Raw genomic sequence first — 13,990 nt, 5'->3', positions numbered from 1 at the left:
TAGCTTAGCGGCTTATAAGCCGGGTTCGCAATTTTCACCGCTAAATTCGGACTGGCACTTATCTTAGCGCAAAGAAAGGGCAATTCGCACTAAGTCATTGCCTGAGAAAACTATTTGCGCAGCGCCAGACGCACCAGGTCAGTCATGCGCTCCAGCTGGCGCGCCTGCTCCAGACTCAGCCAGACGTAACCGTAAATCGCCGTGGTCTCCAGCCGCGCGCTGCCGTTGGCGATCAGCGCTTCCAGCTCCTGAGTGATGGCTTCCAGCTCGTGGCTGTTGGCAATCACCTGTTCGGTCTCGCCTTTCACCATCAGCGCCGCCAGCGCGTTCAGGGTGTTCTCGGTCATCTGCTGCGTGCGGCGCAGCGTCGGCGCATTGAGCAGGATCAGATGGCTTTCGCGCGACGCCCACCAGGCTTCAATCTGCATCTGCATGGTGTTAACCATATTACGGTTAATGGTCTGAATGGCTTCAAACACCGATTTGGGAATGCGCGTCTCCTTGCTCGCCGGCTCCAGCAGCGCGCGCATTTTGATCACGCTGGTAAGCAGTTTCTGGAAGCGGGGATTGAGGCGTGGCTTCTCCACCAGATTGGCAGAAAAGCCGGCGTGATGAATCTTCGCCATGTTGATAAAGGCGTCCGACAGCTGAATGCGCCAGTGGGTATAGGCGCGCTGCGCCCAGATGGCGCTGAACAGCAAGGCCATCAGCGAACCAAGAATCACATCGCCGCCGCGCCACAGCGCCACGGTGAAGTCGCCGGCCGGCGCGCCGACTACCACGCCGAGCGTGATGCCGATCAGCAGCGCCATGTAGGGGTGTTTGCCCAGCGTCAGGTAGCCGCAGACGATCATCACGATAAAGCACCACACCAGCATCAGCGGCAGTGACAGCAGCTCCAGCTTCAGCGCAATCAGCCCCGATAACAGCCCGGCAAAAGTACCGCTGATGCGCTGCACCACGCGCGGTAACACGTTGCCCCAGGTGGAGATCGGTCCCATCACCACCACCAGCGTAATCAGCGGCCAGGTGCCTTCCGGAATATCGGTCAGACGGACAAACAGAAAGCACAGCACAAAGGCGATAGCGATACGTACGCCGTGCACGGCGCGGTAGTGGCGGTAAAACCAGAACTCAATCGGAGAGATGGGCTTGTCAGCGCGTAACATGGTGGTCCGGGTGCGATAAAAATTTGCGCGCTATGTTACCCTGGCGCGGCACGAACATTGAGGGTCTGGCGCAACTTTTTGCGCAATAATACAACTGCGCTACATCCTGTTTTCTCAGTGCACACAAGGATGTAACGCAGCGGTTGCTTATTGTCCGACGGATTACAGTTTCTGTTTCACGTAATCGCTGATGCGCGTGATGATGCCTGCTTCATCGACCGACTGCAGCGCGTACAGCGGATAGCTGGCCAGCTGCTTGTCTTTATCCAGCACCTGAATTTCACCCACCTGCTCACCGGCTTTGAGTGGCGCTTCAAGGTCTTTACGATCGATGACGTACTTCGCCATCACGTTCGACACTTCGCTGCGCGGCAGTGACAGGAAGATATCCTGAGTGGTGCCGACGTCCACTTTATGCGGGTTGCCGTACCAGACGTTTTCGCTGCCGATCTTTTTCCCGGCGTGGAACAGCTGCACGGTGTCGAAGTTGTTCTGTCCCCACACCAGCAGTTTACGCGCCTGCTCTTCACGTCCCTTCGAACTTTTCCCGCCCATGATCACCGCAATCAGACGATGGCGGCCGACGATGTTCGAGGCGACGATGTTAAACCCGGCGCTCTCGGTGTGGCCGGTTTTCATGCCGTCGACGTGCAGATTCTGATCCCACAGCAGGCCGTTGCGGTTGTTCTGGGTAATGCCGTTGAAGCTGAGGGTTTTCTCGCTGTACATGGCGTAGAAATCCTGCTCACCGTTGATGATGGCGCGCGACAGCACCGCCAGATCGCGCGCGGTGGTGTGCTGCCCCGGCGCATCGAGACCGTGCACGGTTTCGAAGTGGGTGTGCGTCAGGCCGAGCTTCTGCACGTAGCTGTTCATCATGTTGACGAAGCTCTCCTGGCTGCCCGCCACATAATCGGCCAGTGCCACGCAGGCGTCGTTGCCGGAATCGATGATCACGCCGCGCATCAGGTCGCGCACGGTGACTTTATCGCCCGGCTTGAGGAACATCAGCGACGAGCCTTTAAACACCGGATTGCCGGCGGCCCACGCATCTTTACCCACCGTCACCACATTGTCGCGGGTGATTTTTTTCTGATCGACCGCGCGGTCGACGACATAACCGGTCATCAGTTTGGTCAGGCTGGCCGGGTTGCGCTCCGCGTCCGGATTGCCCGCGGTGAGGATCTGCCCGGTGGTGGCGTCCATCAGCACCCACGATGCGGCATCCACGGCCGGCGGCGTCAGGGGAAACGGCATGCTGTCATCCGCGTGCGCCAGCGATGCCCAAACAATCATTCCAGATACAGTTACCAACAGACGCCTTTTCAACACTTCTTCCTCAACATCAAATAAATGAATTTACCGCCGCACGTTTTACGGCAAATAGCGCTTTGATATCTGAATAAATTGAAAAAAAGTATGAACCGCGGACAAATGCTGCGCGCCCGCTCGCAGCGATGGCGATCGAGGTTGTGCTGTACCGGGCTGACGACTATTCTGTGCGTTGATTTTCCATAGCCAGGATAACGCCGTGCCCGCCTCTGAGTTCACTTTTCTGTTCCACGATTACGAGAATGGGTGGGCTAACAACTGATTTAATTCACTATTTTACTTGATCCGTTTTTTTTGGTACTCATTTTGGTACGCAGTGACAGTTTTAACATCTGCTTTAGATCGTTGTACGCCACTTCTCACCTAGGGTCATTACCGCTGAGACACGAAAAGATTTTTATGCCCCTTTAAAATTAATCGACGCTGCTCATCCCTTAACAATCGCAATACCGGTATCAGTTGCACCCGAATAACCCTAGCTAACTCCCGGTCAATTGCTGGCGCTCTGCTCATCAGAACCTCATCCATGTAAAGGATGTATGAGCGCGTCAGGTGAATGTATCGATTGAGTTCGGACAGGTTGGAAGACATGCAGCATTCCTTTGCTTTTGGTTAGCAGGCCATGATGAGGAATCACGATCGCACTGTCTGTCATCATTGTCTGGCTATCGGGTAATGAAAAGATGAATCACCGCTTCGCTAGCGTTTCCCCGGTGCCAGCCTAATATTTAATTGTCACTTCAATTCCCTGTGATGTTGACCATCAGTTCATTGGAAATGTTAGGCATAGGATTGTGCCAGCCCGGCCTGCCACCAGTACCGGGCTTTTATTTTTATATGGTCGGCCGCCAATTTTCATCCAGTGTCAGCACTTCCACTGTCACCGCACCCAGCACAATCACATCCTCCAGTTGCTCACTCTCAATCAAGCCGTCTTCCGTCATCAGGTGCTTCGGGTACCACTTCCCGAGCATGGGATTGCCTTCCATCTGGAATGCAACCAAATCGCCTGGCCTAACCTTTGCTGCGCCATCAACCAGCATGAAGCCGGTGGCGGTTTCGATGCGGAATGTTTTGCCCGGATTCGGTACGAATATCCGGTTGAGATTAATGCGCTCTTCGATGTAGTCAGTTGCTGGAGATACGAAGCCCATTAGCGAATCGTCCCCATGTTGCGGGGCGTGTAATTCCGATCTGCACCGTCACCCTCAGTGATGTCCATGAAGCCGCCCTGATTGCGGACTATCCACTCATTGCATCGTTCAATTGACCAGTCGTGATGCGCCTGGTACAGCGCGGTGCGGAAGGCTGATGTGGTGATCACCTTGCGTCCAGCAGCATCGAGCCTGATGGCGCGGATGAAGGCTGGTTTGATTTCGTAATCGCGGGGCATGGCGCACAGCCCTAGTCATACTGTATATATGAACAGCATTATTTGTAAGGAGAAGCTGATCAAGTGGAATGTGCAGATAGGTTGGGAAGGGATTGGCGGAAAGGGAATTTAGTTGGTTGAGATTGTTCTTAACGCCAATAGGTCATGATGTTATCTTTGTAAGATAAACGTAAGGATATCGTCAGGCGCTCTTTAAATGACAGTTTTCATTAGGATTTTTTGGATTATTACTTTTAGCTAACATATTGGTTTTTAAGTCATATCAATGGGACAACCGCGTGTATTTCTGGTTGGATGTTGCGGGTGTGACCATAAGGTTATTGAATGAGTTCAGTATTAGAAAGAAGATTAGCAAAGGAAAAGATAACACATAGTTATTAGCTACCTATAGCGATGCACAGACCTCATCATGAGAATTTTCTTACACAATTAAGCAACGAACCTCTTCCACCAAATCGTAAAGAGATCAACAATAAATCCATAATATTTTGGAAGCACCTTGTGATTCACGGCGGCTTCAAGCATGGGTTTGCGCTTCTTTTAGGATGAAAAATTGAAATCACTCAACATTAGTTATATGGATCGGATAGACCATCTAAGGTTTTTTGCTGCCGTAATGCTCATGATTCATCACTTCAGAGGTAATATAAATTGGGATGGAACTTATTCCGCCAATGCATTTGCCCGACTGTGGATGGAAAACGGCTCAAGCGGGGTGTCATTTTTCCTGGTTCTTACTGGATTTCTTTTCTGCCTGATATCTAATTGTGGAGAAAAGCAAATACGTTACAGTGGATACCTGTATAACCGTATCTTGCGCATTTTTCCACTAATGATATTCCTGGTGTTTATTGTTATATGCTGTAGCCGCCAGCAATCATCACCAATGGATATATTTAGAATAATTACCCTTCAGCTAAACACCGGCAACTCCTACACTGGTTGGGGGCATGAATTTTTCCCATCAGGCCCAATATGGACAATCGCTGTTGAATTCCAGTTCTATCTGATATTCCCATTCCTTGCGATGTTTTTGAATAAATACGGTCCGAAATATTTAATCGGTATCGTTATCCTGATGCTTGCGACACGTTTCAATGTTGCAACAATTAAAGGTGGCGATATTTATTACAATATGTACCACACAATGGTTGGGCGCTTGGATCAGTTTGCGATCGGTATGGCATTCGGATGTGCATATCAAAGTGGATATTTCAAAAAGCTTTCCAACTGGGCAATCCTAATTCCTGTTTTCGTCTTGTCATTAGCTGCTCTCACCTACCTGTTTACCTTCAACAAAACCACTGTTGGATACAGCACATGGTCATTTACTGTAGAGGCTATTTGCTGGGGATTGGTTGCAGTGTGTTACCTGAATGCTTCTTTACCAGATATAAAGCCTATAAATACTGCGCTTTCATACCTGGGGATGACCAGCTTCTCTATGTACCTGCTTCACCTTCCACTAGGTCGCATGGTTAACAGCGTTATTGGATTTAGTAATGCAACAACGGTCAGCGGCTCACTCGCTGAATCAGCGGTAAGGATACCTATAATCGTAGCCATCTCATTCTTCACTTTTTATATGATTGAGAAGCCATTCATGGGGATGCGAGTAAAATATACAAAATAAGCAATGGGCCAAGAAGGCCCATTCATATTTAACAAATATTAATTAACTGGCTTGTCCGGCCATGTGATATCAGGAACTGTAGATGTATCAACCGCCTGAACCTGCTGGTAGTACTTCATCCATGTAGTCAATAATTCCTTATCAGTTTCCGTGATAATCCCCAGCATCAACTGAGTTTGCCATGGCTGGGTGTATGTATTCGCCTCGGAAAGCAAAACGCTTTTCTGCTGATTGGCTTGGTTTACCAGTTCTTCTTTTGGGATGACTGGTATTGGTGGAGAAATAAATTCACCGTTCTTATAGGTCCAGCCAATACCAGCACCACTATCACCTGCAGCTATTACAGTGGTTCCCTCTGGTGGCACCCAGTCATTTTCGCCATCCCATACTACCGTATTGATGACGTTTCCATTTTGGTCAACAATTGCGTACGCAGCCATTATGCATATTCCTCAACAATAACTAATCCATCTGCTCCATCAGCGCCGGCGACTGCAGAGCCATTCTGCCCCAGCGCAGCACCACCACCACCAGAGCCATAATTCATTGCGGGTGAGGGAGATGACGATGTTACGCTCTGCCCACCTGCGCCACCGATTCCAAAGAACGATGCACCACCATCTCCACCTTTGATCAGCCCGGTTGAAAAGCCTGTAACACTTGCCGCCGGAGCTCCGCGGGAATAAAACAATACACTTCCGGAAGGTGCATTTGTGGGGCTTCCTATCTGAGCAACAATGTTGCTATAAGCTGATGCAGCACCACCTACTCCCCCACCTCCGCCTGGCGCACTGATTATGCTTCCAACAGATGTTGCCCCGCCGGCTGTTCCAGTATTAGCGCCTGTAGCACCGCCTTTGCCTTTGGCCCCGACTGTAATAGCCGTGTTGTCAGCAGGAGGGTCAATAAGCGGCGTCTCAGCATAAGAACCAGCAAGCCCACCCCCCCCCTGCGGAAAACTGGCCTGATCCGGTTGCAGCTGCTCCACCACCGCCACCGCCAGCACCAATTACACGCCATCTGGTTTTTCTTGTGCCTGGAGTTTTTATGTAAGGGGTTGATGCTGAGAAAACCCTAACATTAAGTAATCGGCCCGGAGTCAGCGCAGTCATACTTCCTTTGAGGTTTGCCAAAATGGTTGCCGGGTTTCCATTATCCAACACATCAACGCTGGCTGAATCTGAGATGAATTGTGCAAGGACATACGCCATCACCGTACTTTGCCGCAATGCTTTGTTGATCTGTGCAGATGATGCCTTGCCCGACTGAAATCCGGTCAGCAACGCGGCCAGCGCCTCATAATCAGCCTGGCTGGTCACGTTAGCGCCTGCACCAATGCCAAAGGCCTTGAAGTTATTAGTAGCCATTACAGTGTTTTCTCCCAAGCGCCATCATCAAATCCGGCGATGTATTCGTTGTCCATGTCGAAGCCAAAAAAACGGTTACCGACAGATGGGGTTTCAATTGAAGGTGTCTGAATGTCGCCAGCCCAGACGCCGGCAGCTTTAACGGTGAGATATCCCTGCCGAATGGCAGCGATGAGTTCCAGCGAGACCTGGCTGATGTCTTCTTCCGGAAACACCCACACAGAGATGGTCATGTCCAGGTTATCGACGATCTGCATTTTCAGGCCTGAACCTTCCAGTGCGGCCTCAAGGATTGGCGGCAGCGTATCGTTTTGCCCGTTCCAGTTGTTGATCGCTATTTTCGCCTTCAGCACGATGCGGTAGGTGTCATCGCTAAGGCTGGTATAACCAGCATCAGGGTCATACGGCCCTTGCCATATGCCCTGATCCCATCCGAGGCCGTCCGTATCAAACGAGAAGTAGACGCCGCTGATAGGCTGTCTGACGATGCGCGTTCGCCCGATCCACTCTCCGAGAATATCCAGTTGCGCACCAACGGCGCTGTCGATGTCAAAGGCAGTAACCAGCCCCTGAAGCGCAGTTGAAGCATCTGTAAGTGGCCGAGTTGAGAGGTCAACATGTGCGACGAACCGGGATTTACCAGCGTGATAGTTGGTGATCAGTTCGGTGTATTTGCTCATGAGGTCACCGTCAGCATTATGTTGGCGGTACTGCAGGATGCTGATTCGTTGAAAGCAATATCGACGTTGGCCGCCGCCACAGCACCCGAGCTTTTGCCAATCTGCAGCGACGAAATGTCGTAATACTTCGCATTACCTCCGCTGACAACACCGAGGTTGGCCGGTGAGTAAACACGACTCAGAAGCACGTCATCACCAATCAGTAGGCTGTTGATGTAGTCAGCGATCGCCTGCTTGATCTGCTCGCCAATCTGCGTTGTGTAGCCAGTGAAAACATTCAGCGACAACGCGATATAAATCGGCACGTCAGTGGAGCGGTAAAAGCTTATGACGTGTGGATTACCGTAAGTGTCGGCTACCGTCACTGAGGTGGTGCCGTAGGTGGAGACGCCCTGCCCCTTCTTACCGCGTATTGTCTGTGCAATGACCGTCGCATCACCGCCGTCGACGACCGCAGAGATGGAGTGTGCCGGCAGACCATTTGAATCAACCGCGCCGGTATCGTTCTCATACAGCTTGTGCCGCGTCACGCCATCAACGTTCGCCAGCGCGCCATCCAATGCATCGAAGGGTGTCAGTGATGGCAGCGCCACGCTCTGACCCTGACGGATGCGCAGATCTGAATCCTTTTCAACAGCGGTACCAACAGTGGCCGCGCTGGAGTTAGTGACTGATGCCCATCCCCGCGTTGGCGTGTTAATTTGGTTCACCGAGCCAATCACCGCCGCTACAGCGCCAGAAGTAGCACAGGTAGCCGTAGCAATGACTGAGCTACCTGTATCAATTGTGACGCTTGGTGGAAGGTTCCAGATAATGCCGTTGGCGTCTTTAACCGAACCATTTGTGATGGTGGTTCCTGCTGTTCCGGTTAGCGTCAGGTCAACAGTAGAGTTGGTGGCCTCTTTGCGCGAGATGCCGTTAATTTTCACGTTGCGCGTCAGGGCATCAGACATTGCCGTTGAGGGAGAAAACGAGTTGTAAACCTGAACTGCAGTATTGTTGGCATCGTTGATAGCCAGCGCCACCAGGGCTACCATCTGTCCGTCTTTGCTGTCCGGATCGAGGTAGGAGTCGGTACCGTAAATCTGCTGAAAGTAACTGGTGATGGTGGAAAGTATCGTCTGGTAATCAGGCGCACTAATCCCTGAGGCGGTCACCGTAGCGGAGAGCCCCAGCGTGTCGAGATCAAGAGCCATTATGCCTCGCTTGTAACGGTCGTCGTTCCGTAGATGGTGTCGATCGTCGCAGTAAAAATTACGCGGCGAGTGGTGGTATTCAGGTCGGTATTGAAAGCCAGGATGGAATTGACGCCCTGCGTCTCAAGGATGCGCTGGCGAATGGCGAGGTTATAGGCCTCAGGTTTTTGCTTGCCAAGCACCGACTGAATCCACGGTGTGCCAGCAGTGGTATCGAGAAACCATTGCCCATACCAGAGCAGAAATCGTGTTTTAACCGCCTGCGCCACTGCTTCAGGCGAGTTAATCAGCCAGGTATCATCACCCTGCCCGAAGGTGTAATCACCGTCGTCATCTTCGCGTCTGTATCGCATCAGTTCACCCCGCCTGTATTATCATTCCCTTTCTGCACACCCTTATGCGTGTGGCCATCGCTGATGTCTTTGCCATTGGAAGTGAGCGTGCCGATGAACTGGATAGCGCCGGTAATCTTCGCCGCAGTTCCGGTTGCCAGACTGCCTACCATGCCGCCCAGCCACGTAAACAGGCCATTCACTTTGACCGCGTTACTAAACTCTGACAGCGGCGCTTTCACGTCTAATCCGCCCGGCGCTACAATGTTTATGGCGTGGCTATTCGGGTCCAGCTCGATATAAGCAAAGCCGTCATCGGTACGCATCTGCAGCGTGGTGGTGCTGATGTTGCTGATGACGTTAGCCTGAGATTGCGGCCCAACTATTGCGAAGGCGTCTGATAAATCGTGCTGGCGCGGATCAACAGTCTCCTGCACGCCGCCGCTTTGCCACCAGAAGTCGATGCAGCGATCGGAGAAAACTACCAGACATTCATCTCCCGCTTTCACGGGGAACGTGATGGTGCAGCCACCGCCACGTGGGAAAACCACTGGCACATCCACCAGCAGCGGAAGCGGCGCTGATTTCATGTTGCCCAGTTCGTCGGCGTTCTGGCCCTTCAGCGCCGGCTGAACGGTACAGGTGCATGCGATGGGGTCAAAGGATTCGATTATGCCAGGCAGCGAAACGCGCAGCATGGAGAAGATGGTGTCTGACAGCACCTTCATGGCTTGCTGTTCGCCACCGGCCAGCGATTGTGGTGATACCGACATGTTTTCTCCAGGCAATAAAAAACCCGCCGAAGCGGGTTTAATTTTTGATTAGGGCTTTAGGGAGCGAATGATCGCTCGCCTTCAGAGTACTGTGCGTCAGTTATTTCCATTGAACGGTAATATTGAAGAGCCGCTGGGTCAGCCACATAATCGACTTTTCCATGGTTTTCCTCAACGCATTTAATGATTTTATTAATATCGGTTCTAAAAAATTCCTTGCGCAGATTTACTTTATTGATGCGGTCACCGCCAAGTAAATTATGTAGTTTAGCTTCTAAGGCTGGAGCGTCATCACAGCTAATCATTGCATGCACATCAAACTCAAATGGAACGCTTGCACCACTTAACTCGCTGACGCGGTCATGCGGTTCTAAACGGCGAGTCATGCCAATTTTAAATACATTTTCACCAAAAGATCCAATGTTAGAAATAACATAAACGTGACCTTGCTTTGTCATTTGGGCCATAGACTTGGCGCGCTCATATTGTTTATGCACTTCCTCAATCTCCTGCTCAAGCTTGCGGCGCGTTTCTTCAAGTTCAAGGCGATGATCTTCGTCAGCAGCCAATAAGGCTTCCTCTACTGCCTTCCTGCGTGCTTCTAACTCCATCTCTTTTTCTTCAGCCTCTAACTGCTGACGCTCTAGCTCTTCAGCCCTTTGGCGCTCTTCACGCATCTGGCGTTTTATCTCATTTTGAGCTTCGCGTTCATCCTGCGCCGCCTGCAGGTCTAAAACCTTATCGCGAAATTCATTTTCTACCGAATCCCAATCGGAGTTATCAATAAGTTCGAAATAATCATACTTAGCAATTAATGATTGATAGATAAAAGTCTCTTTCTTAATATCTTCCAGCTTTCGCTCAAAATTCTTTAAAGATATAGAACTAAGCAACACTTTCTTTTTGAAACGATAGGTGTCATCAAGTACTCGCTGAATTTCAGCTTGAGCGTTTTGGTGCTGGTCTTTAAATATCTTTTCGAAATCGAATGCGAAATCCACAGCCTTATTCAGAATTGACTTGCTTCTGTCCTTGTGGAACTCAATCGTTTTATTAAGTTCAGCCAAAAGCTTTCCATGCTCAGCATCTCGAAGAACATCGCGATTTTTATATCGTTCAATGGCTTCATCTTTCTCATCGATGGTTTCGTTGATTATCTTTTTAGCTTCAAGTTCAAGCTTTCTTAACTTTTCATCATTCTTTTTGCTTAAAAATTTGTATGTAGCAAATGAAGCGCATAAAGCCCCAGCGCCAAATATGATAAGTATCAGGTAGATTCCGTCCATTTAATGCCCCAAAGTTGTTGTTTATTCGCTCAGAAATATAACATGGTCTTCTCCAAGGTAGCCACGAAATGTTAACGAAAGCTGATGATATGAGTTTGAGACTATTTAATTTTCACACAGTCATAAGATCCAAACACTCGAGGCTGATCCATGTTGCTGCGAATCGCTTCAACATTCAGGATGGCCTTTCCGTTGCGCTTAACATAGTCAATGCCGAACCAGCCGGGGGCGTCGCTGCGCTGTACCATCCACTGATAGCTAAGGTTGTTATAGTCGTCCTTAGCACCAAGGAACCTGAATTTCTGACTTTGTGGTCGAACATTATTGATATGCATAAACCCATCGTAACTGGATGACAGAGTGAAGGGACCGCACTTCATTAATGGCTTAGCCTGATCATCAGAAACTGCAACTGCCGATATCATTAACATTGAAAATGCGAATAAGGCTTTTCCTTTCACACTCCAGCACTCCTGTTCAACACACTAGTCGATTGAAGATCAGCAGAACCTCGAGCGATACACATTAAATCCATGTACCACGGCTGACCTCTGGTATCGCCAGTATAATCTATAGCCGATACGATATACACGCCGTCAGCCGCAATACTTGCGGGCTGTTGCAGTGTTCCGTTCACCGAGAAATTGCCGTTTGTATTGGTTTCGCTGGCCCGGCTGGGAAGGGACTTCACCTCATCGGCTGAAAGGCTGGCGCGGTAAACCGACGCCTGGTCGATTTGCACCAGCCCTTTGAGCTGAATATTCGGGTTTATCAGACAGCGCACATTTACACCGCCGCCCATTGTTTGCTGCGGCATGCCGATCAGGCCGGTGTCGCTGTTAAGTACAATGGCGCTCTGCACATACTTTTCAGTTGGGACCATCTGCGCCTGTCCGGCGACCAGCTGCCATGTTGCGCCGCACTGCGCCGCCACATTATCCATGATGTCGCGGGATGACTGATAAATGACGCGCCCGCGCGGGAATATTGTGGCCGGCATATCGCCGGTGATCCCCTGCGTTACTCCGTATGGGTTGAAACTGTCCATTGCAGCCGCGTGCACGTCAGCAACCGTGTAACCAGCGGACAGGGTTTTGGTCACGCTGGCATTCATAAACGCCTGGTGCCCATCAATGGCCTGGATCAGCACCCACGTATCAGTGGGGTTATCGCGCCCGGTAATCGTGAAGCGAATGTCGCCGCTGAATATCTCACCGAAATTTGTGCCGTTTGACTGGCCAACTTCGGCGGCATTGATGTTTTTTACAACGCCAACCTGACTGGCATCCACTGGCTGCGCGATGCCATCGTACCCCGCGATGATTTTTATCTTCGCGAACTCCTGCCCCAGAATGCGTGAAGCCGTATCCTTCGACAGATTATAGATCCGCACCATCGCCACACGCGGCCAACGCGTATCTGTCCGGGCGATGTTAAACACCACCTTGAAGTCACTCAGGCTGATGCCCTTCCCGTTTTCTGAAAGGATCTGCAGCTCAAAGTGGCGCATCCAGTTCTGTGACATGCTTACTCCGTTACCGCCAGCAGGTGGCTGCGGATCCCGTTATCAGTTTTTGTCGGGTAATCCAGCGCCGGGTCATCGCATACCACCGCCAGGCCAAAACCGAGATTGAGGTAGGCGAACTGCGCCAGCAGATTCGCGCCGGTCACCAGCGGGATGCCCGTTACGATGGCTTTTCCGCTGCTGTCCATCAAGTCGATAATCCAGCCAGCGTCATCCCGCCATAGCGTCAGAATGGAGTAATTAACGCCGTTAATCGCGGTGGTGAATTGCTGATTATCCGGCGACAGAGGTATCTCGTTAGCCTGCATTATTCCCCCTAAAACAGGTTCGATACCCTGGAAAGGATTGATTCGCTTTGCGGTACCGTGGATTTAACGCCGGCGTTCTGCACGGCTGAGGTACTGACGCCCTGCGACATATCTGCCTTGTCAGCCACAGCAATGCTCTGGGTTGAGGTGATCAACACCTCACGCAGCGTGAGCGTGGCCGCAAGCACGTTCTCAGTGGCTTTGTCGGTAGTTACATCGAGCACGCGGATCAGCATATTGCTGTAAATGCGCTTGCCGGTCGTGACGCTGAACGGCACACGGCTGCGCTGCAGGTCGATAAGCTCCTGATACACCTCTTTCGGACTCAGCCCAAGACTAACCCCGATTGATGATGTATCCAGTAAATCGAGCAGCGAGCCGCCGCCAGCAAAACCAACTTCCATCACTAAATCCGAAGGGCGCCGGAAAGCGTGGTCAGCGACCGGCGCTTTGTCTTCCACCGGATGTTCTGTGATTTCCAGCGTGTCGCTGTGCTTTTCGGTGATCACCACGTCAGGCACTATCATCCCTATCCTGCGGCTTTGCAGGGAAAATAGCGTAGAGAGAATATCCATTATCGGGGCCCTGTAGACATCACCTGACTGAAGCGTGAATTGACTGAGGTTTGCTGGTCCGCAACTGCCTTGCCAGCCTGGCCAGGGTCGCTTACGCCGTAAATGTTGATGTTGGTTTCCTGGCTGATCTGCGCGCCACCAGCTGAAGGCATGTTGCTCAGAACACGCGGGATGTAATTGCGCGTTTCCTCGGGCATTAATGCCATGCCGTGCTTCTGGACATTGCCTATGCCCCAGTTGTAAGAGGCAAGGGCTTTGCTCAGGTCACCGCCGTTAGCTTTCAGAAGCTGACTAAGATATTTGGCTGCAGCGCCGGCGGACTTCACCGGGTCGAACGATTCATTGCCACGCAGCCCCAGATCTTTAGCCGTTCCCGGCATCAGCTGAAACAGCCCCTGAGCGCCAGCGCCTGACATTGCAT

At 51.2% G+C, this 13,990-nt stretch carries 18 protein-coding genes; 1 reads left to right on the top strand and 17 read right to left on the bottom strand.

Annotated features, from left to right (window positions below; genetic code table 11):
- Nucleotides 1–110: 110 nt before the first annotated feature.
- The 5 genes from MXF20_RS14190 to MXF20_RS14170 all read right to left on the bottom strand — a co-directional run bounded on the left by MXF20_RS14190 (nt 111) and on the right by MXF20_RS14170 (nt 3,894).
- Nucleotides 111–1,169 (bottom strand): FUSC family protein, encoded by a 1,059-nt coding sequence (locus MXF20_RS14190; protein WP_325969924.1) that lies wholly within the window; start codon nt 1,167–1,169, stop codon nt 111–113.
- Nucleotides 1,170–1,331: 162 nt separating this feature from the next.
- Nucleotides 1,332–2,498 carry a serine-type D-Ala-D-Ala carboxypeptidase DacD gene (dacD, locus tag MXF20_RS14185; protein WP_325969922.1) on the bottom strand — a complete coding sequence of 389 codons (1,167 nt, stop codon included), beginning with the start codon at nt 2,496–2,498 and terminating at the stop codon, nt 1,332–1,334.
- Between the two features lie 375 nt (nt 2,499–2,873).
- Nucleotides 2,874–3,092, bottom strand: coding sequence for a hypothetical protein (locus tag MXF20_RS14180; RefSeq protein ID WP_325969921.1), 219 nt, complete (start codon nt 3,090–3,092; stop codon nt 2,874–2,876).
- 242 nt (nt 3,093–3,334) lie between these two features.
- The gene (locus MXF20_RS14175; protein ID WP_325969920.1) at nt 3,335–3,655 is read right to left on the bottom strand and encodes a phage repressor protein; all 321 of its coding nucleotides are present in this window, start codon (nt 3,653–3,655) and stop codon (nt 3,335–3,337) included.
- Nucleotides 3,655–3,894: a hypothetical protein gene (locus tag MXF20_RS14170; RefSeq protein WP_325969919.1), complete on the bottom strand. Its 240-nt coding sequence runs from the start codon at nt 3,892–3,894 to the stop codon at nt 3,655–3,657. Before MXF20_RS14170 ends, MXF20_RS14175 begins: the two co-directional genes overlap by 1 nt.
- Before the next feature lie 553 nt (nt 3,895–4,447).
- Between MXF20_RS14170 and MXF20_RS14165 the strand changes: the two genes are divergently transcribed.
- Nucleotides 4,448–5,527, top strand: a complete 1,080-nt coding sequence (locus MXF20_RS14165) for an acyltransferase (RefSeq protein WP_325969917.1) — start codon at nt 4,448–4,450, stop codon at nt 5,525–5,527.
- Nucleotides 5,528–5,565: 38 nt separating this feature from the next.
- Here the strand turns inward: MXF20_RS14165 and MXF20_RS14160 are convergent, their stop codons facing one another.
- From MXF20_RS14160 to MXF20_RS14105, 12 genes are all read right to left on the bottom strand, one after another.
- Nucleotides 5,566–5,967 (bottom strand): tail fiber assembly protein, encoded by a 402-nt coding sequence (locus MXF20_RS14160; RefSeq protein WP_325969916.1) that lies wholly within the window; start codon nt 5,965–5,967, stop codon nt 5,566–5,568.
- Between the two features lie 477 nt (nt 5,968–6,444).
- Entirely contained in the window at nt 6,445–6,894 is a 450-nt protein-coding gene (locus MXF20_RS14155) for a hypothetical protein (RefSeq protein ID WP_418936856.1), read from the bottom strand.
- Nucleotides 6,894–7,574, bottom strand: coding sequence for a DUF2612 domain-containing protein (locus MXF20_RS14150; protein WP_325969915.1), 681 nt, complete (start codon nt 7,572–7,574; stop codon nt 6,894–6,896). The genes MXF20_RS14155 and MXF20_RS14150 overlap by 1 nt, the downstream gene beginning before the upstream one ends.
- The gene (locus MXF20_RS14145) at nt 7,571–8,770 is read right to left on the bottom strand and encodes a baseplate J/gp47 family protein (RefSeq protein WP_325969913.1); all 1,200 of its coding nucleotides are present in this window, start codon (nt 8,768–8,770) and stop codon (nt 7,571–7,573) included. Before MXF20_RS14145 ends, MXF20_RS14150 begins: the two co-directional genes overlap by 4 nt.
- The gene (locus MXF20_RS14140; protein WP_325969912.1) at nt 8,770–9,123 is read right to left on the bottom strand and encodes a hypothetical protein; all 354 of its coding nucleotides are present in this window, start codon (nt 9,121–9,123) and stop codon (nt 8,770–8,772) included. Before MXF20_RS14140 ends, MXF20_RS14145 begins: the two co-directional genes overlap by 1 nt.
- Nucleotides 9,123–9,875 carry a Gp138 family membrane-puncturing spike protein gene (locus MXF20_RS14135; RefSeq protein WP_325969910.1) on the bottom strand — a complete coding sequence of 251 codons (753 nt, stop codon included), beginning with the start codon at nt 9,873–9,875 and terminating at the stop codon, nt 9,123–9,125. The genes MXF20_RS14140 and MXF20_RS14135 overlap by 1 nt, the downstream gene beginning before the upstream one ends.
- Nucleotides 9,876–9,931: 56 nt before the next feature.
- A complete protein-coding gene (locus MXF20_RS14130; protein WP_325969908.1) occupies nt 9,932–11,161 on the bottom strand; it encodes a GIY-YIG nuclease family protein in 1,230 nt (409 codons plus the stop codon).
- A gap of 101 nt (nt 11,162–11,262) precedes the next feature.
- Nucleotides 11,263–11,622, bottom strand: a complete 360-nt coding sequence (locus tag MXF20_RS14125; RefSeq protein WP_325969906.1) for a hypothetical protein — start codon at nt 11,620–11,622, stop codon at nt 11,263–11,265.
- Complete coding sequence (locus tag MXF20_RS14120) at nt 11,619–12,686, bottom strand: hypothetical protein (RefSeq protein ID WP_325969904.1); 1,068 nt, start codon at nt 12,684–12,686, stop codon at nt 11,619–11,621. Before MXF20_RS14120 ends, MXF20_RS14125 begins: the two co-directional genes overlap by 4 nt.
- A 2-nt stretch (nt 12,687–12,688) precedes the next feature.
- The gene (locus MXF20_RS14115) at nt 12,689–12,994 is read right to left on the bottom strand and encodes a phage baseplate plug family protein (RefSeq protein WP_325969902.1); all 306 of its coding nucleotides are present in this window, start codon (nt 12,992–12,994) and stop codon (nt 12,689–12,691) included.
- Between the two features lie 8 nt (nt 12,995–13,002).
- Nucleotides 13,003–13,569 carry a phage baseplate protein gene (locus MXF20_RS14110; protein ID WP_224481670.1) on the bottom strand — a complete coding sequence of 189 codons (567 nt, stop codon included), beginning with the start codon at nt 13,567–13,569 and terminating at the stop codon, nt 13,003–13,005.
- Nucleotides 13,569–13,990, bottom strand: a 422-nt coding sequence (locus MXF20_RS14105) for a lytic transglycosylase domain-containing protein (RefSeq protein ID WP_325969899.1), incomplete at its 5' end; no start/stop codon positions are given. The genes MXF20_RS14105 and MXF20_RS14110, both read right to left, overlap by 1 nt.

The sequence above is a fragment of the Pantoea dispersa genome, from assembly GCF_035783935.1.
Taxonomy (GTDB): Bacteria; Pseudomonadota; Gammaproteobacteria; order Enterobacterales; family Enterobacteriaceae; genus Pantoea; species Pantoea dispersa_C.
Note: the sequence above shows the minus strand (reverse complement) of the source record. Positions and strands in the feature narration are given on the sequence as shown.

What these genes read in the sequence shown, in the direction of transcription:
- MXF20_RS14170 (WP_325969919.1), bottom strand. Translation starts at nt 3,894, where the DNA reads ATGCCCCGCGATTACGAAATCAAACCAGCCTTCATCCGCGCCATCAGG.
- MXF20_RS14180 (WP_325969921.1), bottom strand. Translation starts at nt 3,092, where the DNA reads ATGTCTTCCAACCTGTCCGAACTCAATCGATACATTCACCTGACGCGC.
- MXF20_RS14110 (WP_224481670.1), bottom strand. Translation starts at nt 13,569, where the DNA reads ATGGATATTCTCTCTACGCTATTTTCCCTGCAAAGCCGCAGGATAGGG.
- MXF20_RS14145 (WP_325969913.1), bottom strand. Translation starts at nt 8,770, where the DNA reads ATGGCTCTTGATCTCGACACGCTGGGGCTCTCCGCTACGGTGACCGCC.
- MXF20_RS14190 (WP_325969924.1), bottom strand. Translation starts at nt 1,169, where the DNA reads ATGTTACGCGCTGACAAGCCCATCTCTCCGATTGAGTTCTGGTTTTAC.
- MXF20_RS14115 (WP_325969902.1), bottom strand. Translation starts at nt 12,994, where the DNA reads ATGCAGGCTAACGAGATACCTCTGTCGCCGGATAATCAGCAATTCACC.
- MXF20_RS14135 (WP_325969910.1), bottom strand. Translation starts at nt 9,875, where the DNA reads ATGTCGGTATCACCACAATCGCTGGCCGGTGGCGAACAGCAAGCCATG.
- MXF20_RS14130 (WP_325969908.1), bottom strand. Translation starts at nt 11,161, where the DNA reads ATGGACGGAATCTACCTGATACTTATCATATTTGGCGCTGGGGCTTTA.
- MXF20_RS14155 (WP_418936856.1), bottom strand. Translation starts at nt 6,894, where the DNA reads ATGGCTACTAATAACTTCAAGGCCTTTGGCATTGGTGCAGGCGCTAAC.
- MXF20_RS14175 (WP_325969920.1), bottom strand. Translation starts at nt 3,655, where the DNA reads ATGGGCTTCGTATCTCCAGCAACTGACTACATCGAAGAGCGCATTAAT.
- MXF20_RS14140 (WP_325969912.1), bottom strand. Translation starts at nt 9,123, where the DNA reads ATGCGATACAGACGCGAAGATGACGACGGTGATTACACCTTCGGGCAG.
- MXF20_RS14120 (WP_325969904.1), bottom strand. Translation starts at nt 12,686, where the DNA reads ATGTCACAGAACTGGATGCGCCACTTTGAGCTGCAGATCCTTTCAGAA.
- MXF20_RS14150 (WP_325969915.1), bottom strand. Translation starts at nt 7,574, where the DNA reads ATGAGCAAATACACCGAACTGATCACCAACTATCACGCTGGTAAATCC.
- MXF20_RS14160 (WP_325969916.1), bottom strand. Translation starts at nt 5,967, where the DNA reads ATGGCTGCGTACGCAATTGTTGACCAAAATGGAAACGTCATCAATACG.